The sequence below is a fragment of the Burkholderia territorii genome (assembly GCF_001718335.1).
Taxonomy (GTDB): domain Bacteria; phylum Pseudomonadota; class Gammaproteobacteria; order Burkholderiales; family Burkholderiaceae; genus Burkholderia; species Burkholderia territorii.
The window spans coordinates 2,350,015-2,376,881 of record NZ_CP013366.1; the positions used below are offsets into that span (position 1 = coordinate 2,350,015).

The window sequence follows — 26,867 nt, forward strand, 5'->3', positions numbered from 1 at the left end:
GCCTTTTTTCATGCGCACGCGGGCGCCTTCGGGCGGCGGGCTCTTCGGCGGTATCGGTTGCGCCTCGAGCAACGCAAATGCGGCTACCGTGGTCTGCACGGACTGCGCGTTCTGCCCTATCTGGCTCGCAACATATGCGGCCACCTGATTCCGCTCAGAACTTCCTTCGCGAAATGGGATTTCAATATAGGCCTGCCCGCGTGCGCATTCAAGGTCCGCGCGATTGAAACTTGCGATTGCCGGCCGCGCTTCAATGACAAAACAAATTTGCCACGACGGGCATCTTGCATTCAGGTGCCCGAAGCATCGATCGTCGCCGCTTCCTGCTTCGCGCGCTCGGGGCACCCCGGCTGTTTGTATTCGCCGTGGTCGAGTTTCTCGACCAGGTAGTCGACGAATGCGCGCACCGCGGGCGGCATGCCCTGCCGCGACACGAACACCGCATAGAGCTGCGGCACCGGAAGGGTCCACCCCGGCATCACCGGCGACAACTGCCCCGCGCGCAGCGCGTTGCCATACATCATTTCGGGCAGCGCCGCGATGCCGAGGCCGTCGAGCACGGCCTCGCGGATCGTCATCAGATCGGCCGTCACCAGCCGCGGATCGTGCTCGTGCAAGTGCCGCGTGCCGTCCGGCGCGATCAGGTTGAACACGTGCCGCCCATCGACGCTCGGCGTATCGAGCGTCTCGAAGTGCGCCAGATCGTCCGGCACGAGCGGCGGCGCATTCTGGTTCAGCAGGCTCGGCGCGCCGACCAGCATCTGCTCGGTGCGCCACAGCGGCCGCACCACGATGTTCGCGTTCTGCGGCGGCTCCGAACGCACACGCAACGCCACGTCGATCGAATCCTCGAAGAGGTCGATCACGCGATTCGTCACACGGATATGCACCTTCACCTCGGGATAGCGGTGCAGGAATTCGGGGAGGATGCGCGACAGCATCGTCTGCGACAACGTGACCGGCACGCTCACGCGCACCGAGCCGCGCGGCGACGCGCGCAACTGCTGGACGGCGTTCATCGCCGCCTGTGCTTCGGCGAGCATCGCCTGGCAATGCTGGTAGAACAGTTCCCCCGCCTCGGTCAGCGCGAGCTTGCGCGTCGAGCGCTGCAGCAGGCGCACGCCGAGCGCCGCTTCGAGTTCGGTCAGTCGCCGCGACAAACGCGATTTCGAGATCCCCAGCACGCGTTCCGCAGCCGAAAATCCGCCGTGTTCGACGACCTGCGAAAAGTACATGAGGTCGTTCAGGTTGTGTGCATCGATGTTCATGTCATCGTTCCAATTTCAGAACAATCCATTGCGAACCGCCGCAAATCGGACCGTAAAACGCCCAATATAATAGCGCTATGTTTCAAAAATGACGCTATTCCGATGACATCGAGGGCTTCTGCATGACGACCGCTCGCTCGCTTGACCGCACGTACCCGGCACTTCGCACGACCGAAGGCGGCGGCTTCGTGGTTCACCGCCCGTTTCCGACACGGCTGCTGATGGATTTCGATCCGTTCCTGCTGCTCGATGAAATGGGTCCCGTCGACTATGCCCCTGGCGAAGCCAAGGGTGCGCCCGCCCACCCGCATCGCGGCTTCGAGACGGTCACCTACGTGCTCGACGGGCACTTTCGCCATCGCGACTCGGCCGGCCATGCCGGCACGCTCGGCCCGGGCGACGTGCAGTGGATGACGGCCGGCGCCGGCGTCGTCCACAGCGAAATGCCGGATCCCGAATTCGCGCAGGCCGGTGGCCGCTCGCACGGCTTTCAGCTGTGGGTCAATCTGCCGCGGCGCGACAAGCTGATCGCACCACGCTACCAGGAGATCCCGGCCGAGCGCATCCCGAGCGCGACGTCGCCCGACGGCCGCGCGCAGGTCCGCGTGATCGCCGGCGAAGCGTTCGGCGTGCGCGCGGCAATCGAGACGCGCACGCCGATCCTCTACCAGCATTTCATGCTGCGGCCGGGCGCAACGGTCACGCAGCCGGTGCCGGCAGGTTATCGCGTGTTCGCCTACCCGCTCGACGGAACCGGCCGCTACGGGCCCGACAGGCAGCAAATCGATGCGCGGCGCATGATCGTCTACGGCGACGACGGCGACGCCGTGACGTTCGAGGCCGGCGACACGCCGCTCGACCTGCTGCTGATCGGCGGCGTGCCGCTCAACGAGCCGATCGTCCGCTATGGCCCGTTCGTGATGAATACCGAGGAAGAGATCCGGCAGGCCGTCGTCGACTACCAGACGGGCCGCATGGGCTGCATCGACGCGTGACGTCCGATCGGGGCCGCAGGTGCCGCGAAGCCGCCGGTTTTGCGTCACAATAACTTCTTGAACCACGTGGCCGCCCGCCACCAGAAGGAACTCGTCCCCTTGAACTTCGAACATCTGATCCAGATCAACTCCGACGATCCGGCCGTGCCGTCCCTCACCCGCGACCAACTCTGGGAAGGCCTCGTGCTGCGCGCCGAACAGCCGCAGCTGTTCGTGATCGGCCTCGACAGCTGTGTCGTCCATGAACGGACCGACACCACGCTCGAACGCGAGCTGCACTACGGGCATGCAACCGTGCGCGACCGCGTGACGTTCATCCCGAACCAGCAAGTGCGCTACGACATCCATGCAGCGAGCGGCGAAATCGGCGGCTCGCTGACGATGACGATCGAGGAGCGCGACGATCACGAGTTGTTCCTGCGCTTCGAATACCGCACGACGCTGACCGTCACGGACGACAGCGAGGAAGCGCGCCAGACGCACGGCATCGTCAAGGAAGCGTATCGCACGTCCGACATCGACACGGTGCGGCTGATTCGCGAATACGCACAGGGCCGCAAGGACCCCGACCCGCTCCACTGACGCTGGCGGCGGCCTGCGGGCCGCCCTTTGATTCAGACTATCGGATTTGTCACAACGATCGATAAAGAGTTTTTGTAAATGGGAATAGTTATCATTTAGAATTCATTCCATCGTATCGACAGTCACCGATCAACCGAATGACCGACACCACGCGCCCGACCACGCTGACCTTGCGCCGCACGACCGGCACCGCGAGCGCCAACCGCCAGAAAACGGCAGCGGTCACGACGCCGGCGAAACCTGCCGACACCCGCGATGGCGGCACCCGGACCCTCAGCAGCGATGCGCTGCTGCAAGGCCACAGCCACATCAGCATCGCGCACAACGGAGAGACGTATCAGTTGCGTGCCACGCGGCTCGGCAAACTGATCCTGACGAAGTAACGACAGAGTATTGTGGGGACCACCTCCCTGAGAGGTGTTGGGCAGTAGCCAGCGTAACGGCTTGCACGCGAGATCTAGACCCCTTCGTGCAAACACACTCAAGCAGCCGTTGCAGCAAGCCAAGCCACTTTTTTTGGTTCTCGCACCCGGAAGAAAAAAAGCGACACGTCCTTCGACGTGTCGCTTTTTTATTGGGCGTCTGGATGCAAAAACAAAGACGTCGCGGCTGTCGGCGCTGCAGCTTCGGCGTGTTCCGCAGCCTGGCTGGAAGGCCGCCCAGACCGCGTCAGAATCCCCAGAACATCAGCCACCACGCGCTGTCGATCACTGCCAGGGCAGCCGCGAACCACGCGAATGCCGCCAGTCGGCGCGGCCAAGCCGCATAGCGCCCCGTCACCTTCCACGCGAGCCAGCCGCTCCATACGTTCGCGCCGACCAGAATCGCGATGCGAACGTCGCTCGCCCAGCCGAGCGGCACGTGCTCGGCCCGCAGCAGCGACAGCGTCGTCGCCGACAGCCCGAGGAACACGCCGGCTCCCGCGATCGGGATCAGCGCCTGCGCGAGATGATGAAGACGCACGCGGTCGAAACGGCCGAGCATCAGCGTTGCGCCGGCCAGCAGCACGAGCAGCGCGGTGCCGTACACGAGCCCCGTGCCGACGATGTAGCTGACGATCAGCCCGCCGTCGAGCCACGAGAACACGTCGTTGCGATCGGGATAGTGCGTGAGCAGGAACCACGGTGCATTCGTCTCGAGCGGCCACGTGATGTCGTGATCGATCAGCCAGCCCGCGAGCCATTGCTTGATCTGCACGAACCACGGGCTGACCGTCCAGTGGAACGCACCGATCGCGACGCCCAGCAGCCCGTAGAGGATCAGCGCCGTGTCCCACGGATTTGCCTGTTGCGCGCCGAGGCTCACGACCTCGTCCGACGGCGAGCGCCACGACAGCGCGATCGCGTCGCGGTGCCCGCTGCAACGGCCGCACATATGGCATGCGGCAGCGCCCTTCATGTTGCGCAACGGCACGAGCGGCGCGCAATTGATCGGAATCACGCGATGCCCGTGCTCGCCGTTCTTGTACGAGCGACGCCACGCATCCTCGTCGACCTTGTAACGCATCGGCGCGAGCCGCGCGAGCAACCCGAATACACCGTTGACCGGGCACAGGTACTTGCACCACACGCGTTTCTCGCGCCCGTAAAGGACGCCGATCACGATCGCGCCGACGGTCGAGCCGCCGAGCACGAACAGCACCGCGAGCGGGTACTGGTACACGCTCACCATCTGCCCGTAGATCGTCGTGAGCCCGAATGCGACGAACGGCCAACCGCCCCACCGCATCCAGCGCGGAATCGCGCGGCCGCGGCCGAACTTGCTTGCAAATTCGGTCAGCGCGCCCTCCGGACACAGCACGCCGCACCAGACGCGGCCGAGCATCACCATCGACAGCAGCACGAACGGCCACCAGATGCCCCAGAACACGAACTGCGCGATCAGTGTGAGGTTGCTCCACAGATGCGCGGAATCGTCGGGCAGCGGCAACACCGCCGGCACGATGATCAGGAACGCATAGACCGCGACGACGGCCCACTGGATACCGCGGATCACTGCGCCGTGGCGCTGCATCCACTGGCCGGCCTGCGCGAGCCAGCCCGGCTTGGCTGCGGCGACCACGCTCATGCCGCGCGACCCGCAGGAACGGCGGGACGACGGCTCGCGCGCTTCATCAGCAGCCAGACCACCGCCCAGTACACCGCATAGGCGATCAGATTGGTCAGTGCCGGATGCGCCCGGTAGCCCGTCAGCGTCGCGACGAGCGAGCCGAACGTGCCGGAGTCGTCGAGAATCGCCGACGTATCCCAGACCTGCGAAATGCCGAGCGGCAGGATTTCCTTGTCGATCAGCTTGTCGACACCGGTCTGGAACAGGCCCGCGCCGAGGAACAGCAGCATCACTTCGGTGACGCGGAAGAAATGCCGCCAAGAGAAGTACTTGCCGCCGAGTTGCAGCAGATAGAACGTCAGGAACGCGAGGCCCAGGCCGATCACGACCGCGAGCATCTGACTGCCGTCCACATGCCCCGACTGACCGAAGCCGAGGCCGTACAGGAAGATCACCGTTTCGCTGCCTTCGCGAGCGATCGCGAGCGCGACCAGCACGGCGACGCCCCACCAGTTCGAGTCGCGCGTGCTCTGCTGCAGCGACTGCTCCATGTCACGCTTGAGCGTGCGGCCGTGCCGGCGCATCCACAGCACCATCTGCACGATCAGCACGCACGCGATCAGCACCATCGCGGTCTGGAAATAGTCCTGCGCATCGCCGGACAACACTTCGGTAAAGCCGACCAGCGCGGCGCCGAGACCGATCGCCATCAGCAGGCCGACTGCCACGCCCGTCCACAGAAAGGGCAGGCCGCGGCGCGCGTCGTCGTCGCCGTTCTTCAGCCATGCATAGAGGATGCCGACGACGAGCAGCGCTTCGACGCTCTCCCGCCATACGATGAACAAGATCTGACCCATTGAATCCTCCTGACGCGCGGGGCAAGACACGCGTGCGCCCGCACGCAGATAAAACGCATTACTTCGCGACGATCACGCCCTGCGCCTGCTGGTGGAAATCGTCGAAAAACTTGTATTCGCCCGGCGACAGCGGGGCGACGACCACGAACGAATCGGCGCCCGGCGCAAGCACCTTCTCCTTGCGCAACTGCACGCTCTCGAATTCGGCGGCGCCCTTGCCGGTATTCCTGATCTCGATCTTGAAGCGCTGGCCGGCCGGCACTTCGATGCGGGCTGGATTCAGCTTGCCGTCCGTCATCTCGAGCTTGAACGTCGGCAGGTCGGCGGCGTGCGCCGCACCGGCAAGCCACAGCGCGGCGGCCGCGGCAACGATTTTCTGGGGAAATTTCATTCTGGGTTCTCTACGCCGACGGCGTGCCGAGGCACGCCGTCCGTGATGACACCGATCAGTACCCGCCCTTCTTGCCGATGCCGGCGAACGGGAAGTCGTATTCGAGGGTGATGGGTTTGAACCACGGGCCCACGCCCGTTTCCTTGTCGACGTGACGGCCGAACGCCATGTGCCCCGACTGCATCGGCGGCTTGACGGTCATCGTCAGGTGATACTTGCCCGGGCCGGCCAGTTTCACGTTGTCGCCATAGTGCGGGCCGTCGCTCGCAACCATGCCCATCAGGTCGCCTTCGGCCTTCCACTTCGCGTCGCCCTGCTTCGTCAGCTTGTACGTGACCTGCAGGTACGGCATCCAGTCGCCTTCCGCGAAACCCGTCGGGTTGTTCTTGACCGCGTGGATGTCCGCCTCGAGGTGGATATCGGAATCCGACGCCTTGCGCATCATCCCTTCCGGATCCATCGTGATCGGCTGCAGGTACACCGCGCCGATTTCCATGCCGCCCTGGATCTGCTGCTTGCCGATCGGATATTCGGCCGCCGAGGCCGACATCGCGGCAAGCGCCGCCGCTACCGCAACCGACGTGCGGATGAACGAAGAACCCAACATGGACACTCCTTGTTATTTGTCTGGTGACTTGCCCGCCGCCCGCCAGGACCGCGCGCCGGAAACACTAACGCAACGAATAACGTTAATGCGAACTATTCTCAATACTTGCGAGTTTAGCACCGAACCGGCTTCGGAACAAACGAGACACCGTGTAAACCCCTGATACGACAAGGCTTACAACGGTGTTACCGGAAGGTTTCAGCGATGTTGGGAAAGATTTACCGGCCGCCGTTGACGTGGTCGCCCACGTTCGCGCCGAACACGCGTTCTCGCAGCAGCGCAAGCTGGTCGCGCGTGGCCGCGGCCTTTTCGAACTCGAGGTTCTTCGCATAGTCGGCCATCTGCTTCTCGAGACGCTTGATCTCTTTCGCGATCTGCTTTTCCGACATGTCCTCGAACTTCGCACGCTGCTGCGCTTCCTTCAGCTCGGCGCGTGCGTCGTCGGCGTTGTAGACGCCGTCGATGATGTCCTTGATGCGCTTCACGACGCCGCGCGGCGTGATGCCCATCTTCTCGTTGTACGCGATCTGTTTCGCGCGGCGCCGCTCGGTCTCGCCGATCGCGCGCTTCATCGATTCGGTCATCGTGTCGGCGTAGAGAATCGCCTTGCCGTTCACGTTGCGTGCCGCGCGGCCGATCGTCTGGATCAGCGAGCGCTCGGCGCGCAGGAAGCCTTCCTTGTCGGCGTCGAGAATCGCGACGAGCGACACCTCCGGAATGTCGAGGCCTTCGCGCAGCAGGTTGATCCCGACCAGCACGTCGAACGTGCCGAGCCGCAGGTCGCGGATGATCTCGACCCGCTCCACCGTGTCGATGTCGCTGTGCAGGTAGCGCACCTTGACACCGTGGTCGGCCAGAAACTCGGTCAACTGCTCGGCCATCCGCTTCGTCAGCACGGTGATGAGCACGCGCTCGCCGGCACTCACGCGCGCGTTGATCTCGGTCAGCACGTCGTCGACCTGCGAGCTCGCCGGGCGCACTTCGATCTCCGGATCGACGAGCCCGGTCGGCCGCACGACCTGCTCGGCGATCTGCCCTGTCACGCGCTGCTCGTAGTCGGCCGGCGTCGCCGACACGAACACCACCTGGCGCATCTTGCGCTCGAACTCCGGGAACTTGAGCGGCCGGTTGTCCAGTGCCGACGGCAACCGGAAACCATAGTTGACGAGGTTTTCCTTGCGGGCGCGGTCGCCGTTGTACATGCCGTTCAGCTGGCCGATCAGCACGTGCGATTCGTCGAGCAGCATCAGCGCATCGGGCGGCAGGTAGTCGACGAGCGTCGGCGGCGGCTCGCCCGGCGCGGCGCCCGAGAAGTGTCGCGAGTAGTTCTCGATGCCCTTGCAGAAGCCGAGCTCCTGCAGCATCTCCAGATCGAAGCGCGTGCGCTGCTCGAGGCGCTGCGCCTCGACGAGCTTGCCGTCGCGATGGAAGAACTCGAGGCGCTCGCGCAATTCCTCCTTGATCGTCTCGACCGCGCGCATCACGGTGTCGCGCGGCGTCACGTAGTGCGACGACGGATACACGGTGAAGCGCGGAATCTTCTGCCGCACGCGCCCGGTCAGCGGGTCGAACAGCTGAAGCGTCTCGACCTCGTCGTCGAACAGTTCGACGCGCACGGCCAGCTCCGCGTGTTCGGCCGGGAAGATGTCGATCGTGTCGCCGCGCACGCGGAACGTGCCGCGCTGGAAGTCCTGTTCGTTGCGCGAGTACTGCATCGCGATCAGCCGCGCGATCACGTCGCGCTGGCCGAGTTTGTCGCCGGTGCGCAGCGTCAGGATCATCTGGTGGTATTCGGACGGGTTGCCGATACCGTAGATCGCCGACACCGTCGCGACGATCACCACGTCGCGGCGCTCCATCAGGCTCTTCGTCGCCGACAGCCGCATCTGCTCGATGTGCTCGTTGATCGACGAATCCTTCTCGATGAACAGGTCGCGCTGCGGCACGTACGCTTCCGGCTGGTAATAGTCGTAGTACGACACGAAGTACTCGACCGCGTTGCGCGGGAAGAACTCGCGGAATTCCGCGTAGAGCTGCGCCGCGAGCGTCTTGTTCGGCGCGAACACGATTGCCGGGCGGCCGAGCCGCGCGATCGTGTTCGCCATCGTGAAGGTCTTGCCCGAACCGGTTACGCCGAGCAGCGTCTGGAATGCGAGGCCGTCGTTGACGCCTTCGACGAGCGTGTCGATCGCGCTCGGCTGGTCGCCGGCAGGCGGATACGGCTGGTACAACTGGAACGGCGACCCTTCGAAGGTCACGAATTTCGACTCGTCGAGTGCGTCGCCGACTTCGGCGGGATGTGCGGACATGGAGGGCGGCCGGAGCGAGAGCAAAAAAAACATTCTAGCGCTTCGCGGCGTTGCGAACCGCTGACGGCTCCTGACGCGCGGCAGCCTTCCCGAATTGCAATTCGCCGCGCGATCGCCGCCCCGGGCAGCGTGAATTCGCTACAATGTCAGGCTGCTGCGCTTTCCGGCGCCGTGCCCGTCGGCGCGCGGTTCGCTGCGCCCGCCCCGCCGGTTGGAAGCCTGACCCTCTTTTTACTACTGCCGAATCATCATGTCGCTCTTCTCCGCTGTCCAGCTTGCTCCCCGCGACCCGATCCTGGGCCTGAACGAAGCCTTCAACGCCGATACGCGCCCGACCAAGGTCAACCTCGGCGTCGGCGTGTACACGAACGAAGAAGGCAAGATTCCGCTGCTGCGCGCCGTTCGCGACGCGGAAAAGGCGCGTGTCGACGCCGGCCTGCCGCGCGGCTACCTGCCGATCGACGGGATCGCCGCGTACGACGCCGCGGTGCAGAAGCTGCTGCTCGGCAACGATTCGCCGCTGATCGCCGCGGGCCGCGTGGTCACGGCGCAGGCGCTGGGCGGCACGGGCGCGCTGAAGATCGGCGCCGATTTCCTGCGCACCGTGAACCCGAACGTGAAGGTCGCGATCAGCGATCCGAGCTGGGAAAACCACCGCGCACTGTTCGAGGCGGCCGGCTTCGAAGTCGTCGCCTATCCGTACTACGACGCCGCCACCAACGGCGTGAACTTCGAAGGCATGCTGTCGGCGCTGAACGGCTATGCGGCAGGTACGATCGTCGTGCTGCACGCGTGCTGCCACAACCCGACCGGCGTGGACCTGACCGAAGCGCAATGGCAACAGGTCGTCGACGTCGTCAAGGCGCGCAACCTCGTGCCGTTCCTCGACATCGCATACCAGGGTTTCGGCGAGAACATCGAGGCCGATGCCGCCGCCGTGCGCTTGTTTGCCGCTGCCGATCTGAATGCGTTCGTGTCGTCGTCGTTCTCGAAGTCGTTCTCGCTGTACGGCGAGCGCGTCGGCGCGCTGTCGATCATCACGTCGAGCAAGGACGAAGCGACGCGCGTGCTGTCGCAACTGAAGCGCGTGATCCGCACGAACTACTCGAACCCGCCGACCCATGGCGGCGCCGTCGTCGCGGCCGTGCTCGCGTCGCCGGAACTGCACGCTTCGTGGGTGCAGGAACTCGGCGAAATGCGCGACCGTATCCGCGCGATGCGCAACGGCCTGGTCGAGCGCCTGAAGGCGAGCGGCATCGATCGCGACTTCAGCTTCATCAACGCGCAGCGCGGGATGTTCTCGTATTCGGGCCTGACCTCGGCACAAGTCGATCGCCTGCGTGAAGAATTCGGCATCTACGCGGTCGGCACCGGCCGAATCTGCGTTGCCGCGCTGAACACGCGCAACCTCGATGCGGTCGCCAATGCGATCGCAGCGGTGCTGAAGTAAGCCGGCGTCGGCGGGCAGCAGCCCGCCGTGCCGAAACAAAAAACGCGCTCCCCGGAGCGCGTTTTTTCATGCCGCTACACTGCCGGCAAAGGCGGGCTGCAGCACGAACGGCGCTGCTGCCCGAACCGACGGCCGTTACCGTTACTGCATGAACCACCCGTGGCTGACGACGACCGACTGGCCCGTGAGCGCGGCGCTCGGGAACGCCGACAGGAACAGCACCGTCTGCGCGACGTCCTGCACCGTCGTGAACACGCCGTCGACCGTGTTGCCGAGCATCACCTTCTTCACCACTTCCTCTTCGCTGATCCCGAGCTCCTTCGCCTGCTCCGGAATCTGCTTGTCGACCAGCGGCGTGCGCACGAAGCCCGGACACACGACGTGCGAGCGCACGTTGTGCTTCGCGCCTTCCTTCGCCAGCACGCGCGCGAGGCCGAGCAGCCCGTGCTTGGCCGTCACGTACGCCGACTTCAGCGGCGACGCTTCGTGCGAGTGCACCGAACCCATGTAGATCACGACGCCGCCGCGATCGTCCTTGTACATATGCTTGAGCGCGGCCTTGGTCGTCAGGAACGCGCCGTCGACGTGGATCGCCTGCATCTTCTTCCAGTCGGAGAACGAATAGTTCTCGATCGGATTGACGATCTGGATGCCCGCGTTCGATACGAGGATGTCGACCGAGCCGAACGTTTCGGCCACCTTGTCGATACCGCTGTTGACCGCTTCCTCGCTCGTCACGTCCATCGCGACGCCGATCGCCTTGCCGCCCGCCTTGTTGATCTCGTCGGCAACCGCGTTTGCGCCGTCCTGGTTCAGGTCGGCGATCGCGACGGCGGCGCCCGCCTTCGCGAGCTCCAGTGCGATTTCCTTGCCGATGCCGCTCGCGGCGCCCGTGACGACTGCGGTCTTGCCGCTCAGATCTGCTGCCATGTCCGTCTCCTTCCGTTATCGGATCGAAAAAGCGCGCCCCGCTGCATCCGCTTTCATTGCGGTCATGCGGACGGGCCAGCCGCTATTGTGCACGATCGGCCCCGCCGTTCGCGCGCAAAACGTCTAAGCTAAAGGTCGGTTCCGAGTTGCGGAGATTCTCATGCACTATCGACGGCTAGGCCGCTCCGGCCTGCAGATCAGCGAGCTTTCGCTCGGCTCGTGGGTCACCTACGGCAACCAGGTCGATCAGCGGGTTGCCCGCGAGTGCCTTGCAGCGGCCCGCGATGCGGGCGTCAATTTCTTCGACAACGCCGAGGTCTACGCGGGTGGTAAATCCGAGGAAATCATGGGCCACGCGCTCAAGTCGCTCGGCTGGCCGCGCGTGAGCTACCTCGTGTCCACGAAGTTCTTTTGGGGGCTCGCGGAAGCGCCGAACCAGTACCACACGCTGAACCGGAAATATCTGCTGAATGCGATCGACGGCTCGCTGCGGCGGCTGCAGCTCGACTACGTCGACCTCGTGTACTGCCATCGCCCCGATCCGAACACGCCGATCGAGGAGACCGTCTGGGCGATGAGCGACATGATCGTACGCGGCAAGGCGCTGTACTGGGGCACGTCCGAATGGAGCGCCGACGAGATCCGCGCCGCGTACGAAATTGCCGAGCGGCACCATCTGCACAAGCCGGTCGTCGAGCAGCCGCAGTACAACCTGTTCCACCGCACCCGCGTCGAGCAGGAATACGCGCGCCTGTATGACGACTACGGCCTCGGCCTGACGACCTGGAGCCCGCTGGCATCGGGGCTGCTCACCGGCAAGTACCGCAACGGCGTACCGCCGGGCAGCCGCGCGCAACTGCCGGGCTACGACTGGTTGCGCGCGCGGCTGACGGATCCGGCCAGCAACGACGTGGTCGAGCGGCTCGGCGCGATCGCGGCCGAGCTTGGCTGCAGCACCGCCCAGCTCGCGATCGCATGGGTGCTCGCGAATCCGCGCGTGAGTTCTGTCATTACGGGCGCGTCGCGGATCGAGCAGATCGACGACAACATGCGCGCGCTGGACGTTGCCCCGAAGCTGACGCCGGAGGTCAAGCAGCGTATCGAGGAAGCCGTCGGCGACGCATATGAGTAAGGCGACTCATGCCCACTCGCGTACAATACGCGGCCGCATCGGTGCGCGGCCCGCCGGCCACGCGCGATCGTCCGTTTTCATCGATTCATCCTTCGTTTCAGGCAGCCAGCCATGCTCAGTTATCGTCACGGTTTTCATGCAGGCAACCACGCGGACGTGCTCAAGCACGCCGTCGTCGTCCAACTGCTGCGCTACCTGAACAAGAAGGACAAGTCGTACTGGTACATCGACACGCACGCCGGCGCCGGCGTGTATTCGCTGCGCGACGGTTATGCCGCGAAGACCGGAGAGTTCGACACCGGGATCGGGCCGCTGTGGAACGAGAAGGACCTGCCCGAGGTGCTCGGTGATTACGTCGATGAGGTGCGTGCGCTGAACGACGATGGCGAGTTGCGCTACTACCCGGGCTCCCCGTATCTCGCATGGCGATCGATGCGCGAGCAGGACCGGATGCGCCTGTTCGAAATGCACACGACGGAAATCGACGTGCTGCGTCACAACTTTCGCGACGCGGGGCGCCGCGCGATGATTTTTGCCGGCGACGGCTTCGAGGGCATCAAGGCGCTGCTGCCGCCCCCGCCGCGCCGTGCACTCGTGCTGATCGATCCGTCCTATGAGGACAAGAAGGACTACGCGCGCACGGTGACTTGCGTAACGGAATGCCTGAAGCGTTTCGCGACCGGGTGTTATGCGATCTGGTATCCGCAGGTCGCGAGGGCGGAGTCGCAGCGTTTTCCGGAACAGCTCAAGCGCCTGCAGCCGAACAACTGGCTGCATCTGACGCTGACGGTATCGAATCCGCCGGCAGACGGCCTGGGCCTTTACGGCAGCGGAATGTTCATTCTGAATCCGCCGTACAGGCTCGCGCAGAGCATGAATGAAGCGCTGCCCTATCTCGTCGAACACCTGGGACAGGATAGCGGCGCCCGGTGCCAGATCGAGCATCGCGGGAACTGAACGGACGTCCTGACGTTAAGGTTGCGGTCTCGGCGTAGGTCGCGGCTGATTGGCCGGCGACGCGCCCCAGCCCGGTACATTGATATACGGCGCGACAAACAGCGGGATCGATGAATTCGATCCCTGCCCGACTGGCGCTCTCATGCCTGCCGGCTCGACGATCGGCTCGGACGATAACGGAGCCGTCTGCAACACCAGGCCGCCCTTGCCATCCTGAATCCCGCGTTGCGTATCGAGAATCAGCGGTTTGGACGACGTCGCCGCACCGGCCGCCACGCCGTGAGCGAGCACGACGGCCCCCAGAACGAGACGCGCGCGGAAAACGTGACGCACATCGAGACGCAAGCGCATGGTCGTATTCTTCCGGTTGAAAAACAGGCCCATACCATAGCGCCGCGCGGACTATTTCGCCAGATCAACCGCACAAAAAAACAAAGCCCCGTCAATACGGGGCTTGCTTTTCGTTCGGTGCCACACGGCACCTGACGGTGACTCGGATTACAGCGAGTAGCCGTTGGTTTCGAGCGAACGGATGCGGCTCTCGAGCTGGACGATGTCCGACGACGAGGCCAGGTATGCCTCACGGCGTTCACGTTCTGCGGATTCGAACCAGTTGCTCAGCTTTTCAACGATGTAGGCGATCATGATGTTCTCCAAGGAAGGGGGACCCCTGGCGAATCGAGATTCAGGGATTTCCCGTATAGGGTTATCCCGAATTATAGCGATGCCGCACCAAGATGCTAGTGAAATGCGTGCATGGACTCCATTCCGTTTTGGAATGGCTTATGAAGCATCCGCGTTAACCCATTGATTTTTATGAGAATTGAATCGCAGGGCACTTTCGACCTGGAGGGCATGCACTAATCTGGTTCATCGACCGGTTCGGCCAAGCGCGCCAAAATCGGGCATTCAGGCCGATCGTCACCATGGCAGTGCGCGGCGAGATCGGCGAGCGTGTTGCGCATGTCGCTCAATTCAGCGATGCGCTTGTCGAGTTCGGCCACATGTTCGAGGGCGATCGACTTCACCTCGACGCTGGCGCGGGAGCGGTCCTGCCACAGCATTAGCAGCTTGCGGATATCCTCGACGAGAAATCCCAGCCGCCGCGCCTGGCGGATGAAACGCAGGATGTGGACTTCGTCCGATCCGTAGATCCGGTATCCGGCGTCGCTACGCTTGCTCGGCGCAAGAAGCCCGACCTGTTCGTAGTACCGGATCATTTTTGCGCTGACGCCGGATTCGCGCGACGCGTCGCCGATATTCATTCCCTGCCCTCGCTCTCCATCAAGCACCACATCTGATATGAACGCCGAGGCAAGCAGCCATCGACGACACTTCGATCGTATCAAATCGCGAGGCCTCGTTCCGGCGCGAGCGCTGACGGCGGAATCGACGCCAATTCGAATGAGTTTATTGAGAAAGATTGCGGTGGGTCTGCGGACTCGAGACAGCATGCAGTGTGCAAGACATGGACGGTTCGTTGCCGTCTCGCCTGTTTGCGCCGCTCAAATGCAAAAACCCCCGCCTGGTCGGGCGGGGGTTTCTGGCTTAGGGAGCCTGACGATTACCTACTTTCACACGGGAATCCGCACTATCATCGGCGTAGAGTCGTTTCACGGTCCTGTTCGGGATGGGAAGGGGTGGGACCGACTCGCTATGGTCATCAGGCAAAGGGGGTTGTCCTGCTGGCGTGGCCAACAGAACCAATCTTGGAAGAAGCAGTAATCTTGAGTTGTGTGTATCACACACGAGAATCCAACTTGTCCGACGCGCTCATCTTGGCGCGAGACAGACTTGTTATAGGATCAAGCCTTACGGGCAATTAGTATCGGTTAGCTGAACGCATTACTGCGCTTACACACCCGACCTATCAACGTCCTGGTCTCGAACGACCCTTCAAGGGGATCTAGTCCCCGGGGATATCTCATCTTAAGGCGAGTTTCCCGCTTAGATGCTTTCAGCGGTTATCTCTTCCGAACATAGCTACCCGGCGATGCCACTGGCGTGACAACCGGTACACCAGAGGTTCGTCCACTCCGGTCCTCTCGTACTAGGAGCAGCCCCCTTCAAATATCCAACGCCCACGGCAGATAGGGACCAAACTGTCTCACGACGTTTTAAACCCAGCTCACGTACCTCTTTAAATGGCGAACAGCCATACCCTTGGGACCGGCTACAGCCCCAGGATGAGATGAGCCGACATCGAGGTGCCAAACACCGCCGTCGATATGAACTCTTGGGCGGTATCAGCCTGTTATCCCCAGAGTACCTTTTATCCGTTGAGCGATGGCCCTTCCATACAGAACCACCGGATCACTATGACCTGCTTTCGCACCTGCTCGACTTGTCGGTCTCGCAGTTAAGCACGCTTATGCCATTGCACTATCAGCACGATTTCCGACCGTACCTAGCGTACCTTCGTACTCCTCCGTTACGCTTTGGGAGGAGACCGCCCCAGTCAAACTGCCTACCATGCACTGTCCCCGACCCGGATCACGGGCCAAGGTTAGAACCTCAAACAAACCAGGGTGGTATTTCAAGGACGGCTCCACCGAAACTAGCGTTCCGGTTTCATAGCCTCCCACCTATCCTACACAGATCGGTTCAAAGTCCAATGCAAAGCTACAGTAAAGGTTCATGGGGTCTTTCCGTCTAGCCGCGGGTAGATTGCATCATCACAAACACTTCAACTTCGCTGAGTCTCGGGAGGAGACAGTGTGGCCATCGTTACGCCATTCGTGCAGGTCGGAACTTACCCGACAAGGAATTTCGCTACCTTAGGACCGTTATAGTTACGGCCGCCGTTTACCGGGACTTCAATCAAGAGCTTGCACCCCATCATTTAATCTTCCGGCACCGGGCAGGCGTCACACCCTATACGTCCACTTTCGTGTTTGCAGAGTGCTGTGTTTTTATTAAACAGTCGCAGCCACCAGTTTATTGCAACCCCTTCACCCTCCTGGCGCAGGCCAGTCAAGCTACAAGGGCGTACCTTATCCCGAAGTTACGGTACCAATTTGCCGAGTTCCTTCTCCCGAGTTCTCTCAAGCGCCTTAGAATACTCATCTCGCCCACCTGTGTCGGTTTGCGGTACGGTCATCGTTAGACTGAAGCTTAGAGGCTTTTCTTGGAACCACTTCCAATTGCTTCGCTCCCGAAGGAGCTCGCGCCACACCCTTGAATTACGCGCCCGGATTTGCCTAAGCGCCTTCTCCAATGCAGCGACCGGGACTTCCAACACCCGGACAACCTTCCGCGATCCGTCCCCCCATCGCATCTAACAATGGTGCAGGAATATTGACCTGCTTCCCATCAGCTACGCATTTCTGCCTCGCCTTAGGGGCCGACTCACCCTACGCCGATGAACGTTGCGTAGGAAACCTTGGGCTTACGGCGAGGGGGCCTTTCACCCCCTTTATCGCTACTCATGTCAGCATTCGCACTTCCGATACCTCCAGCACCCTTTACAAGGCACCTTCGCAGGCTTACGGAACGCTCTCCTACCATGCGTGCAAGCACGCATCCGCAGCTTCGGTATATAGCTTAGCCCCGTTACATCTTCCGCGCAGGACGACTCGATCAGTGAGCTATTACGCTTTCTTTAAAGGGTGGCTGCTTCTAAGCCAACCTCCTGACTGTTTTAGCCTTCCCACTTCGTTTCCCACTTAGCTATATTTGGGGACCTTAGCTGGCGGTCTGGGTTGTTTCCCTCTTGACACCGGACGTTAGCACCCGATGTCTGTCTCCCGTGATTGCACTCTTCGGTATTCGGAGTTTGCTATGGCGGGGTAATCTGCAATAGACCCCCCAACCATGACAGTGCTCTACCCCCGAAGGTGAGACACGAGGCACTACCTAAATAGTTTTCGGAGAGAACCAGCTATTTCCAGGTTTGTTTAGCCTTTCACCCCTATCCACAGCTCATCCCCTAACTTTTCAACGTTAGTGGGTTCGGACCTCCAGTACGTGTTACCGCACCTTCATCCTGGCCATGGATAGATCACCTGGTTTCGGGTCTACGCCCAGCAACTGAACGCCCTATTCGGACTCGCTTTCGCTACGCCTGCCCTATACGGTTAAGCTTGCTACTGAACGTAAGTCGCTGACCCATTATACAAAAGGTACGCCGTCACCCCTTACGAGGCTCCGACTGTTTGTATGCATGCGGTTTCAGGATCTATTTCACTCCCCTCCCGGGGTTCTTTTCGCCTTTCCCTCACGGTACTGGTTCACTATCGGTCGATCACGAGTATTTAGCCTTGGAGGATGGTCCCCCCATCTTCAGACAGGATTTCACGTGTCCCGCCCTACTTGTCGCACACCTAGTTCTTTCATACTGTTTTCGCCTACAGGGCTATCACCTGCTATGGCCGCACTTTCCAGAGCGTTCGGCTAACAATACAAATAAAGAGTGCAAGGCTCATCCCATTTCGCTCGCCACTACTTTGGGAATCTCGGTTGATTTCTTTTCCTGCGGTTACTTAGATGTTTCAGTTCACCGCGTTCGCTTCGCATGGCCTATGTATTCAGCCATGGATACTCCATACGGAGTGGGTTTCCCCATTCGGACATCCCCGGATCAAAGCTTGTTTGCCAGCTCCCCGGGGCTTTTCGCAGGCTACCGCGTCCTTCATCGCCTGTGATCGCCAAGGCATCCACCACATGCACTTGTTCGCTTGACCCTATAACGAGTCTGTCTCTTCGACAGTCGCTACAGGTTGAGTTCTCGCGTTGTGCCGTATTCCAATTGAGTCGAACAATGAAGTTCGAATCATCTTGAGATACATCGATACAATCACAACCCGGATAGTTTCCACGTCCATCTCAAGACGCTTCCGCTATCCAAATTACTTACTTCTTCCAGATTGTTAAAGAACGACAGCCGATACTTTCGTACCGCTCTGACTGGCTCAATCGCCAATGGGTAAGATTCGATTCGTTCTCTCGAACCCAATCAAACATTATCCATTGGGGCTCCCTTCGGGAGTGAGATGCTCGTAAGCGCTAAAGCGCTAACGATCATCGCAATTGGTGGAGGCAGACGGGATCGAACCGACGACCCCCTGCTTGCAAAGCAGGTGCTCTCCCAGCTGAGCTATGCCCCCATTGAGTACAGATACCCTCAGGTGTACTACCGCCAGACAATGGTGGGTCTGGTTGGATTCGAACCAACGACCCCCGCCTTATCAAGACGGTGCTCTAACCGACTGAGCTACAGACCCCTGAGTCTGTCTTTAATTTACAGCCGATAAGCGTGAGCGCTCAACTTTGCGAGATAGCTCTGGAAAGGAGGTGATCCAGCCGCACCTTCCGATACGGCTACCTTGTTACGACTTCACCCCAGTCATGAATCCTACCGTGGTGACCGTCCTCCTTGCGGTTAGACTAGCCACTTCTGGTAAAACCCACTCCCATGGTGTGACGGGCGGTGTGTACAAGACCCGGGAACGTATTCACCGCGGCATGCTGATCCGCGATTACTAGCGATTCCAGCTTCATGCACTCGAGTTGCAGAGTGCAATCCGGACTACGATCGGTTTTCTGGGATTAGCTCCCCCTCGCGGGTTGGCAACCCTCTGTTCCGACCATTGTATGACGTGTGAAGCCCTACCCATAAGGGCCATGAGGACTTGACGTCATCCCCACCTTCCTCCGGTTTGTCACCGGCAGTCTCCTTAGAGTGCTCTTGCGTAGCAACTAAGGACAAGGGTTGCGCTCGTTGCGGGACTTAACCCAACATCTCACGACACGAGCTGACGACAGCCATGCAGCACCTGTGCGCCGGTTCTCTTTCGAGCACTCCCGCCTCTCAGCAGGATTCCGACCATGTCAAGGGTAGGTAAGGTTTTTCGCGTTGCATCGAATTAATCCACATCATCCACCGCTTGTGCGGGTCCCCGTCAATTCCTTTGAGTTTTAATCTTGCGACCGTACTCCCCAGGCGGTCAACTTCACGCGTTAGCTACGTTACTAAGGAAATGAATCCCCAACAACTAGTTGACATCGTTTAGGGCGTGGACTACCAGGGTATCTAATCCTGTTTGCTCCCCACGCTTTCGTGCATGAGCGTCAGTATTGGCCCAGGGGGCTGCCTTCGCCATCGGTATTCCTCCACATCTCTACGCATTTCACTGCTACACGTGGAATTCTACCCCCCTCTGCCATACTCTAGCCTGCCAGTCACCAATGCAGTTCCCAGGTTGAGCCCGGGGATTTCACATCGGTCTTAGCAAACCGCCTGCGCACGCTTTACGCCCAGTAATTCCGATTAACGCTTGCACCCTACGTATTACCGCGGCTGCTGGCACGTAGTTAGCCGGTGCTTATTCTTCCGGTACCGTCATCCCCCGACTGTATTAGAGCCAAGGATTTCTTTCCGGACAAAAGTGCTTTACAACCCGAAGGCCTTCTTCACACACGCGGCATTGCTGGATCAGGCTTTCGCCCATTGTCCAAAATTCCCCACTGCTGCCTCCCGTAGGAGTCTGGGCCGTGTCTCAGTCCCAGTGTGGCTGGTCGTCCTCTCAGACCAGCTACTGATCGTCGCCTTGGTAGGCCTTTACCCCACCAACTAGCTAATCAGCCATCGGCCAACCCTATAGCGCGAGGCCCGAAGGTCCCCCGCTTTCATCCGTAGATCGTATGCGGTATTAATCCGGCTTTCGCCGGGCTATCCCCCACTACAGGACATGTTCCGATGTATTACTCACCCGTTCGCCACTCGCCACCAGGTGCAAGCACCCGTGCTGCCGTTCGACTTGCATGTGTAAGGCATGCCGCCAGCGTTCAATCTGAGCCAGGATCAAACTCTTCAGTTCAAACCTGTTACTGTTTTCGGTTCTTTCGAACCGGTCGCTCACTCAAAGCTGACAGGAATATGAATCACTTCATAAACCTGACTTACTTTAGTGTGAGACTCTTGATACTTTTGCTATCTGATCCGAGGATCAGCTCGCTACCATCAAGCGCCCACACTTATCGGCTGTTAATTTTTAAAGAGCATTTCTGCGGGAAACCTGGAGTTTCTCAGCAGCGCTGCGTTTTCAGCAGCAGAGAAGCGAGATTATGAACCGCGTTTCTCGGTTCGTCAACAACTTTTTGAACTGCTTCGTTGCGACGACCGGGGTTCAACTTCGTGTGCGTCGGGGGTTCTACAGCCAGCCCAACCGCACCGCTTCCCTTCTTCCTCCGCGCCGCGTTGCCGTTAGCGCGAAAGAGGCGTGATTCTATGCACCTCACGGCAATCGCGCAAGGGTTTGATGGATTTTTCTTCTTCCCTACCGATTCGGCCTCCCGGCCCTGCCAGAGCACGAGACCGCTTATCGCGCAAAGAACGGACTAGAATGTGAGGTTCTTCGCCTCTTTCTATACGTATTTAATATGCGCCAGCGAATCGCCAAACGCCTCCCCCCCGACGCCGACAAACTGGTCGGCCTGTCGCTTGCGCTCTTCGCCTCTGGCAGCCGCATCGAGGATCGCTTCTGGGAAGCGAAGCTCGATGCGCTACTCGCCAAGATTGTCCGCAACGGCAACCAGACCACGCTCGACGCAGCACTCGACCATCTGCAGCAGAACCACCCCGACGCCTACGGCGCGCTCGCCGACATGGCGGAGACGCATAGTGAGTCGATGGTGATCGAGCACGACGGCCAGCCGTATGACGCGCTGCTCGTCGCCGTGCCCGTGCTTGCGTGGACGCGCTACATGATTCCGTCAGGCCCGCTGAAAGCCGACGTCGCCGACGCATTGCGCACGCACCTGCAGGCACACGTACTCGCGACCGGTACGCTGGTCGGGCTGGCCCCGTTCCTGTACAGCATCGACCAACTGCCGCGCCACCACGTCGAGACCTACCGGCTCGCCCAGCAGCTCGCGCACGCCGCACTCGGCCAGCACGCCGCCAAGCTCGGCTTCGGCGATTTGCCCGAAACCTCGCCGATCCTGGCCGACCCACGCTTCCTGCTCGCCGTCGTCGCCGCTCCTGCCGGCGCACCACTGTTCCGCTGGCAGGAAGAGGAGCACGGCAACCGGATCGAACGCGGCCAGTGTCTCGAGCAATGGGCCGCCCAAGGCGGGCCGAACCTGTCGGTTGCGCTCCCTGGTTGCGAATTCGAATGCCTGCTTCCGGACGCGTACTATTCGGCCTGCCGCGATGCGGACGAACGCATCCGTCCGCACACGGTCCGAACGGCCATTCGTTACCTTTTCGACACACTTGGTGCAGCACCGCAAGAGCTGCGCGCCGTGGTCGCGGGCTTCGGCGAGCGACGGATCGACGAGTATCGCGTCGGGTTCACGCGACGCGCCAGCAACGATGTGATTTATGGCGTCGTGTGGCCGCTCTACGGTCGTGAAAACGGCGACGTGTCGATCGATAGCGCGACGCTCGAAGGCGAAGCACCGATCGAGGGGCCGCTCGAGGAGATCGTGAGTCTGCTGAAGGAATGCGGCGTAACCGACGTCCGCAGGCACGCAGGCCGCTTCGAGCCGGAATACTGCGACGACTGCGGCGTGCCGCTCTATGCCGATCCGCTCGGCGAGATCGTCCACGCGGAAATGCCGGAAGATGCATCGCCGGCCCAGCCGCACTTCCACTGATGGACACGCGGCAGGCCCCCAGAGCCTGCCCGACGAAGCCGCTCCCGGTTCCTGCCGGAGCGGCTTTTTTCTCGTCCGCATCTCGGTCAAACGAAATTTCAGACTTCTCCTAAGCCGTTCAGCCAAGCAGACTTCGTGTAAGGTTTTTGTCATTATCGGATCAAACACATGCCAACGGCAGCTCAATGACTCACCTTACGGAGGTTGAATATGCGGTTCCTGGTGCTGAACTCAGACGCCGAACGGCGTGACGGACTGAAGGCTCTGCTACGGCAGATCGACCGTCACGCCAGCATCAACGATGCGCCCGATGGTTTCCAGGCGCGCCGGCTGCTGCGCACCCAGCGCTTCGACCTCGTTGCCATCAACTGGCTGGACGTACACCGTCACTGCGAACTCCAGGCGCTCTGCAGCGCCTGCTCGCCGACGCCGGCCGCGTTACTGATAGACGAATCCACGCCGGAAGCCATCCAGCGCTTCTACAACTATGGCGTCGCGGGTGTGATTCCGCACTCCACGCGGCCGCACCTGATCGTGCGGGCGCTCGAAATGGTTCTGCTGGGCGGCCATTACATCCCGCCCATCGCACTGAGCCTGCTGCCCTCCGCTGCCGCGGTTCGCCAGGACGCCCATTTCCAGACGCTCGCCGGATCGCTGCCGCGCCGCCCGCCAAGTAGCCTCCTGTCACCGAGGCAGGCGCAGATCATGCGCTTCGTCCATATGGGCAGCACCAACAAGATGATCGCTCGCACGCTCGGCATCAGCGAAGGCACCGTGAAGATCCACCTCGCCAGCATCTTTCAGCAACTAGGCGCGGCGAACCGCGCCGCCGCCGTCGCGATCTACAACGGGTGGCTGTCGCCGCATCTCGAAGTGTTGCTGGCGAACCGAGACCATGCGAGCAAACCGGTCATCGGCGAACGCGGCCCGGTTCCGCTGCGTACACAACGGAACGACCGCCCATATCCGCTGCCCGCCGCGAACACCGGCACGCGGGATCTGCCGCTCGCGGCCGAACCGCCAGCGCGATTTCGGCGCGAGCGCTGATCGGACAGTGTCGATATTGCGACGGCCGACATGTGCGAATTCCCACGTTTGATGCTCAACGAGTAATATGAACGCATGGGTTTTCTTTTCACACCGCTTCCGCTCTGGGTTGGCGTCGGTGGCTGGATCGCCGCCGTGGCGCTGCTCGCGCTCGCGCTCTGGAATCGGCCCTTCGTCCGCCTCCAGGATGCAACGCTCCAGCACGTTTGGCTCGCGCTCGTCACAGCGATCACGGTGCTCTGGGCCTCGAATGCGTGGCTCGACGACGGCATCGTCATGCACCTGCTCGGCGCGACACTGCTCGTCACGCTGTTCGACTGGACGCTTGCGCTGATCGCGATGGGTGCCGTCACGGCCGTCGCCGCGGTCGTCTTCGATGCGCCGTGGCAGGGCATCGGCGTCACCTACCTCATCTACGGCGCGCTCCCGGTCGCCGTATCTGCGTTACTGCAACGCGCCGCGATCGCGTGGCTCCCGCACAATCTCGCGTCGTTCATCACCGGCCAGGGATTCCTGTCACCGGCCATCGCGATCATCGCAGTCGCCGCAGCCGCGGCCGGTGTCCAGCTTGCTCTCGCGGACGGCGTGCCCGTCGTCATTCCCGCAGGCTATCTGCTCAACACTGCGCTGCTCGCGCTCGGCGAAGCGTGGTTCACGGGCATGGCCACCGCGCTCATCGCCATCTATCGTCCGGCGTGGGTCACGACGTTCGACGTTCGGCGCTATCGCCTCGGAGGCCCGCGCGCCTGAACATGCCGGCCCCGGTGCAAGCGACGCATGTGACGATCCGCTTGCGCAGTGCGGGAGAGTGCGACATCTACTGCCACGCAACTTTTTTACGCTAAGATTGAACTCCTGTTCTTCATCGGGCATCTATACGTGCCCGATGTCTCATTCGCTCCTCACCAATAACCAGATGGACAGCTCACCTGCCTCGCTTCGGATTTTCCGGGCGTTCGGCAAGCTGGCAGCCTGTGTCGCGGGCCTGTCGCTTGCGCTTCCGGCACCGGTATTCGCCGACCTCCTCGACCAGCGCTCCGAACTGATCAACAAATTCGTCAACGAGATGCATGCGGATCCGATCGTCGCCGATTGTGCGGCGCACGGCAGCTTCATCGCCAGCACGTCGACGGCCTTCGATCGCGTCGACTTCGCGCCGAACGCGTTCGAAAGCGGCAACGCGACGATCACGCCATGGAACGATTCGTTCGATCAGGGCAAGCAGCGCGTGAAGGTCGACAACATCGTCACCGTTGACGGCCTCGGCGTCCACAGCGACGGCAGCGACCCGACACCGCTGAAGTTCCGATGCGGCTATGTCGGGCAGCAAATGCTTGCGTTCAGCTGGAACGATCCGGTGCCGCCACTGAAGCCGCGTGTCGAGCGTCCGTCGTCGTCGACGAAGAAGTTCAAGGGCAAGTCGCACCGCGGCAAGGGCAAGGCCAAGGCATCCGGCCGCACCGGCAAGAAAGCCGTCGCAACGCAGAAATCAAGCGGCCAGAAGAAAGCCGTGAAGAAGAAAACCGCGAAGAAGTCCTGATCCGCGGAGCAGCAACGACGAAAGCAAAAAAGCCGGCGCATCGCACGATGCGCCGGCTTTTTCATATCGACGTCGGAACGCTTACGCGAACGTCTCGACGTGCACCAGGATTGCCGCCAGCATCGCCGCGCCGAGCGCGGCGCTGCGCTCGCCGTTCCAGCCGACCCGCTCGTCCGGAAGGTTCGCATTGTCCTTGAACGGCATCTCGAGCGTCAGCGACAAGCAACCGAACCGATGGCCGATGTACTTCGACGCGAGCTTGAGCGCGTCTTCCTTGTACTTGCTCGCCGCATAACCATGCTCGGTCTGGAAATCCGGGCTCGCGACCTTGAACGCATCGATGAATGCGGCCTGCTCCTTGCCCTGCTGCTCCGTGAAGCTCGGCAGCATTTCCGAACCCGCGACGAACACGTACGGCAGATCCTCGTCACCGTGAATGTCGAAGAACATGTCGCAGCCGATCGCATGGATCGCATCGCGCACGGCCAGCACTTCGGGGCTGCGCTCGGCATCGGGCGCCATCCACTCGCGGTTCAGGTTCGCGCCCGCCGCGTTGGTGCGCAGGTTGCCGTGCACGCTGCCGTCCGGATTCATGTTCGGGACGATGTAGAACGTCGCGCGGTCGTACAACTTGCGCGCCACCGGATCGCCTGCCCAGTCGCCCCAACCGGCCAGTCGCTTGACGAGCCCCTCGACGAACCACTCGGCCATCGTCTCGCCCGGGTGCTGGCGCGCGATGACCCATACCTTCTTCTTCGGTGCGCCGTCGACCTCCGGCGTACCGAGCGTCAGCAGCGACATCGGCCGGCCTTCGACGGTACGGCCGAGCTCTACGACGCTCGCCTGCGGCAATTGCTGGACCGCGCCGAGGAACGCGGCATGGCGCTCTTCGGAATATGGCTCGAAATACGCGTAGTAGATGCTGTCGAACTCGGGCGTATGGTCGATGGTCATCGTCTTACCGTCGAACGTCGTCGGCACGCGGAACCAGTCGACGCGATCGTAGCTCGCGACCGCGCTGTAGTTGCGCCATCCCGACGGATACGCACATTCGGCCGCATTCTCGAACGACATCACGCACCGCTCACCGCGTGCGCCGGTCAGCCGGAAGTAGAACCATTGGGCGAATTCCGAACGGTTGTCGCCGCGTACGCGCAGCCGGATCGCATCGGGGCTGTCGCACGACACGACATCGATGGCGCCCGCGTCGAAATTGCTGGTGATCGAAAGGGTCATCTATCTCTCCACTGTCGACCGGAACCGGCGGTGTGCCGCGTGTCCGGCCTCATGCATGCGCCGGCCGTCTCGTGAACGGCCGGCTTGGTCACTCGCCGATTCGCCGGCGATATACGTAAGTCGAATCGTTCGACGCAGCGGCATCGAACTTGTAGCCTTCCACCGCGAAATCCTTCAGCGCCGCCGGTTCAGCGATGCGGTTCTCGACAATGTAGCGCGCCATCAGCCCACGGGCACGCTTCGCATGGAAGCTGATGATCTTGTAGCGGCCGCCCTTCCAGTCCTCGAACACCGGCGTGACGATCGGCGCGGCCAGCACTTTCGGCTTGACCGACTTGAAGTACTCGGTCGACGCGCAGTTGATCAGCACGCGCGCCGCGCCGCTGCGCGTCTCGAGCTGCTCGTTCAGCGCCCGCGTGATCCGGTCGCCCCAGAACGCATACAGATCCTTGCCGCGCGCGTTCGCGAAACGGGTCCCCATCTCGAGCCGGTACGGCTGCAGCAGATCGAGCGGACGCAGCAGCCCGTAGAGGCCAGAGAGCACGCGCACGTGCTGCTGCGCATAGTCGAGATCGGCGGCCGACAGCGATTTGGCATCGAACCCTTCGTACACGTCGCCGTTGAACGCGAGCACCGCCTGCTTCGCGTTGGCCGTCGTGAAGACGGGCGACCAATCCGCATAGCGCTGGAAGTTCAGCCGGGCGAGCGGGTCGGAGATGTCCATCAGCGTCGAGATGTCCTGCGGCGACAACTTGCGCAGGCCGTCGATCAGTTCCGACGCTTCGTCGATGAATGCAGGCTTCGTGTAAGACGGAACGTGGGCGGGCGTATCGTAGTCGAGGGATTTGGCTGGGGAGAGAACGATTATCATAGAGGCTCGCTGGCACGCCGTGCCTTGCGGTCAGACGAAAACCACCGA

At 61.7% G+C, this 26,867-nt stretch carries 22 protein-coding genes, 2 tRNA genes and 3 rRNA genes; 10 read left to right on the forward strand and 17 right to left on the reverse strand.

The genetic code is table 11. The features are described from left to right. Positions 1 to 290: 290 nt before the first annotated feature. On the reverse strand, positions 291 to 1,268 hold the full coding sequence (locus tag WS51_RS21385; RefSeq protein WP_059449472.1) for a LysR family transcriptional regulator: 978 nt from the start codon (positions 1,266 to 1,268) through the stop codon (positions 291 to 293). 122 nt (positions 1,269 to 1,390) lie between these two features. On the opposite strand from WS51_RS21385, the gene WS51_RS21390 reads away from it, so the two are divergent. From WS51_RS21390 to hemP, 3 genes are all read left to right on the forward strand, one after another. Further along, positions 1,391 to 2,263 (forward strand): pirin family protein, encoded by an 873-nt coding sequence (locus WS51_RS21390; protein WP_059545041.1) that lies wholly within the window; start codon positions 1,391 to 1,393, stop codon positions 2,261 to 2,263. A 99-nt stretch (positions 2,264 to 2,362) separates the two neighbouring features. After that, positions 2,363 to 2,845, forward strand: coding sequence for an SRPBCC family protein (locus WS51_RS21395; RefSeq protein ID WP_059449470.1), 483 nt, complete (start codon positions 2,363 to 2,365; stop codon positions 2,843 to 2,845). 137 nt (positions 2,846 to 2,982) lie between these two features. Further along, the gene (gene hemP / locus WS51_RS21400) at positions 2,983 to 3,228 is read left to right on the forward strand and encodes a hemin uptake protein HemP (protein WP_059449469.1); all 246 of its coding nucleotides are present in this window, start codon (positions 2,983 to 2,985) and stop codon (positions 3,226 to 3,228) included. 286 nt (positions 3,229 to 3,514) lie between these two features. Here the strand turns inward: hemP and WS51_RS21405 are convergent, their stop codons facing one another. From WS51_RS21405 to uvrB, 5 genes are all read right to left on the reverse strand, one after another. Further along, positions 3,515 to 4,912, reverse strand: a complete 1,398-nt coding sequence (locus tag WS51_RS21405) for a 4Fe-4S binding protein (protein WP_059449468.1) — start codon at positions 4,910 to 4,912, stop codon at positions 3,515 to 3,517. Then, the gene (locus tag WS51_RS21410) at positions 4,909 to 5,751 is read right to left on the reverse strand and encodes an FTR1 family iron permease (protein ID WP_059501247.1); all 843 of its coding nucleotides are present in this window, start codon (positions 5,749 to 5,751) and stop codon (positions 4,909 to 4,911) included. Before WS51_RS21410 ends, WS51_RS21405 begins: the two co-directional genes overlap by 4 nt. 58 nt (positions 5,752 to 5,809) lie before the next feature. Further along, on the reverse strand, positions 5,810 to 6,142 hold the full coding sequence (locus WS51_RS21415) for a cupredoxin domain-containing protein (RefSeq protein WP_006760846.1): 333 nt from the start codon (positions 6,140 to 6,142) through the stop codon (positions 5,810 to 5,812). Between the two features lie 55 nt (positions 6,143 to 6,197). After that, positions 6,198 to 6,749 (reverse strand): iron transporter, encoded by a 552-nt coding sequence (locus WS51_RS21420; RefSeq protein WP_059449465.1) that lies wholly within the window; start codon positions 6,747 to 6,749, stop codon positions 6,198 to 6,200. Between the two features lie 218 nt (positions 6,750 to 6,967). Beyond that, a complete protein-coding gene (uvrB, locus tag WS51_RS21425; protein ID WP_069229758.1) occupies positions 6,968 to 9,058 on the reverse strand; it encodes an excinuclease ABC subunit UvrB in 2,091 nt (696 codons plus the stop codon). A gap of 250 nt (positions 9,059 to 9,308) precedes the next feature. Between uvrB and WS51_RS21430 the strand changes: the two genes are divergently transcribed. Beyond that, on the forward strand, positions 9,309 to 10,508 hold the full coding sequence (locus WS51_RS21430; RefSeq protein WP_059771380.1) for an amino acid aminotransferase: 1,200 nt from the start codon (positions 9,309 to 9,311) through the stop codon (positions 10,506 to 10,508). A 141-nt stretch (positions 10,509 to 10,649) separates the two neighbouring features. On the opposite strand, the gene WS51_RS21435 is transcribed toward WS51_RS21430, so the two are convergent. Next, complete coding sequence (locus WS51_RS21435) at positions 10,650 to 11,438, reverse strand: 3-hydroxybutyrate dehydrogenase (RefSeq protein WP_059536022.1); 789 nt, start codon at positions 11,436 to 11,438, stop codon at positions 10,650 to 10,652. Positions 11,439 to 11,598: 160 nt separating this feature from the next. Here WS51_RS21435 and WS51_RS21440 point away from each other — a divergent pair, with 160 nt between their 5' ends. Together WS51_RS21440 and WS51_RS21445 are read left to right on the forward strand one after the other, a co-directional pair. Then, the gene (locus WS51_RS21440) at positions 11,599 to 12,570 is read left to right on the forward strand and encodes a potassium channel beta subunit family protein (protein WP_069229759.1); all 972 of its coding nucleotides are present in this window, start codon (positions 11,599 to 11,601) and stop codon (positions 12,568 to 12,570) included. 111 nt (positions 12,571 to 12,681) lie between these two features. After that, positions 12,682 to 13,527, forward strand: a complete 846-nt coding sequence (locus WS51_RS21445; protein WP_069229760.1) for a 23S rRNA (adenine(2030)-N(6))-methyltransferase RlmJ — start codon at positions 12,682 to 12,684, stop codon at positions 13,525 to 13,527. Positions 13,528 to 13,542: 15 nt separating this feature from the next. Here the strand turns inward: WS51_RS21445 and WS51_RS21450 are convergent, their stop codons facing one another. The 8 genes from WS51_RS21450 to WS51_RS21480 all read right to left on the reverse strand — a co-directional run bounded on the left by WS51_RS21450 (position 13,543) and on the right by WS51_RS21480 (position 20,345). Further along, complete coding sequence (locus WS51_RS21450) at positions 13,543 to 13,911, reverse strand: hypothetical protein (RefSeq protein ID WP_059543987.1); 369 nt, start codon at positions 13,909 to 13,911, stop codon at positions 13,543 to 13,545. A gap of 114 nt (positions 13,912 to 14,025) precedes the next feature. Then, the gene (locus tag WS51_RS31300; RefSeq protein WP_081053322.1) at positions 14,026 to 14,172 is read right to left on the reverse strand and encodes a DUF3563 family protein; all 147 of its coding nucleotides are present in this window, start codon (positions 14,170 to 14,172) and stop codon (positions 14,026 to 14,028) included. A gap of 215 nt (positions 14,173 to 14,387) precedes the next feature. After that, entirely contained in the window at positions 14,388 to 14,792 is a 405-nt protein-coding gene (gene cueR, locus WS51_RS21455; protein WP_059506511.1) for a Cu(I)-responsive transcriptional regulator, read from the reverse strand. Positions 14,793 to 15,082: 290 nt separating this feature from the next. Next, positions 15,083 to 15,195 (reverse strand): 5S ribosomal RNA (rrf, locus tag WS51_RS21460). Positions 15,196 to 15,328: 133 nt separating this feature from the next. Next, positions 15,329 to 18,209, reverse strand: a 23S ribosomal RNA gene (locus WS51_RS21465). Positions 18,210 to 18,556: 347 nt separating this feature from the next. Next, a tRNA-Ala gene (locus WS51_RS21470) sits at positions 18,557 to 18,632 on the reverse strand. A gap of 40 nt (positions 18,633 to 18,672) precedes the next feature. Beyond that, positions 18,673 to 18,749: transfer RNA gene (locus tag WS51_RS21475), tRNA-Ile, on the reverse strand. A 63-nt stretch (positions 18,750 to 18,812) separates the two neighbouring features. Beyond that, positions 18,813 to 20,345: ribosomal RNA gene (locus tag WS51_RS21480) — 16S ribosomal RNA — on the reverse strand. The 16S, 23S and 5S rRNA genes sit together here with 2 tRNA genes alongside, the layout of an rRNA operon. A gap of 562 nt (positions 20,346 to 20,907) precedes the next feature. Between WS51_RS21480 and WS51_RS21485 the strand changes: the two genes are divergently transcribed. The 4 genes from WS51_RS21485 to WS51_RS21500 all read left to right on the forward strand — a co-directional run bounded on the left by WS51_RS21485 (position 20,908) and on the right by WS51_RS21500 (position 24,712). Then, positions 20,908 to 22,125, forward strand: a complete 1,218-nt coding sequence (locus WS51_RS21485; RefSeq protein ID WP_059542496.1) for a DUF2863 family protein — start codon at positions 20,908 to 20,910, stop codon at positions 22,123 to 22,125. A 210-nt stretch (positions 22,126 to 22,335) separates the two neighbouring features. After that, positions 22,336 to 23,172, forward strand: coding sequence for a response regulator transcription factor (locus WS51_RS21490; RefSeq protein WP_059846353.1), 837 nt, complete (start codon positions 22,336 to 22,338; stop codon positions 23,170 to 23,172). A 75-nt stretch (positions 23,173 to 23,247) separates the two neighbouring features. Then, positions 23,248 to 23,922 (forward strand): energy-coupling factor ABC transporter permease, encoded by a 675-nt coding sequence (locus tag WS51_RS21495; protein ID WP_059502585.1) that lies wholly within the window; start codon positions 23,248 to 23,250, stop codon positions 23,920 to 23,922. 136 nt (positions 23,923 to 24,058) lie between these two features. Beyond that, a complete protein-coding gene (locus WS51_RS21500) occupies positions 24,059 to 24,712 on the forward strand; it encodes a BspC domain-containing protein (protein WP_059447988.1) in 654 nt (217 codons plus the stop codon). Positions 24,713 to 24,793: 81 nt separating this feature from the next. Here WS51_RS21500 and WS51_RS21505 read toward each other — a convergent pair whose 3' ends face one another. Further along, positions 24,794 to 25,948: a M14 family metallopeptidase gene (locus tag WS51_RS21505; protein WP_059447989.1), complete on the reverse strand. Its 1,155-nt coding sequence runs from the start codon at positions 25,946 to 25,948 to the stop codon at positions 24,794 to 24,796. A gap of 88 nt (positions 25,949 to 26,036) precedes the next feature. Further along, positions 26,037 to 26,819: a peroxide stress protein YaaA gene (gene yaaA, locus WS51_RS21510; RefSeq protein ID WP_069229761.1), complete on the reverse strand. Its 783-nt coding sequence runs from the start codon at positions 26,817 to 26,819 to the stop codon at positions 26,037 to 26,039. Positions 26,820 to 26,867 lie beyond the last annotated feature (48 nt).